General features: G+C 71.4%; 1 protein-coding gene. It reads left to right on the forward strand.

Annotated features, from left to right (window positions below; genetic code table 11):
* Positions 1 to 616: ABC transporter permease (locus HUK84_RS21950; RefSeq protein ID WP_374729411.1), on the forward strand; the 616-nt coding region annotated here is incomplete at both ends.

The raw sequence follows: 616 nt of genomic DNA on the forward strand, positions 1-616 counted from the left end.
GATCGCCTGGCGCGCGCTGCTGGCGCGGCGCGAAACCGCGTTGCTGGGCGTCATCGTGCTGGTGGTGGCGGCCGTCAGCCTCGGCGCGCATGCCGGATTCTGGACCCGCGTCAACCTGGACGGGCTGATGGTCACCAGCGCCATCACCGCCGTGCCGGCCGCGGGCATGACGCTGGTGATCCTGACCGGCGGAATCGACGCCTCCGTCGGCTCCATGCTCGGGCTGGTCTCGGCGATCGGCGGATCGCTGTTCGTCGCGGGGTGGCCCGTCGCGGTGGTCGTGCCGGCCTTCGTGCTGGCAGGCGCGGCGCTGGGCTGGATCAACGGCCTGATCATCCTGTGCGGCCGCGTGCCGCCGATCGTCTGCACGCTGGGTACGCTCAGCATCTTCCGCATGGGCGTGTTCCTGATCATGGGCAGCGCGTGGATCACGGCGCTGCCGCCGGGGCTGACGCGATTTTTCGTGGCCGACCATCTCGGTCCGCTGCCGGGCGCCGCCGTCATCGCGCTGGCCGTCATGGCGGTGCTGGCGGCCTTCCTGCGGGTGCATCGCACCGGCCGCCGGCTGTTCGCGATCGGCAATAACGAGGAAGCCGCCCGCCTGGTCGGCATTCCC

The sequence above is a fragment of the Nguyenibacter vanlangensis genome, assembly GCF_013376155.1.
GTDB lineage: Bacteria > Pseudomonadota > Alphaproteobacteria > Acetobacterales > Acetobacteraceae > Gluconacetobacter > Gluconacetobacter vanlangensis.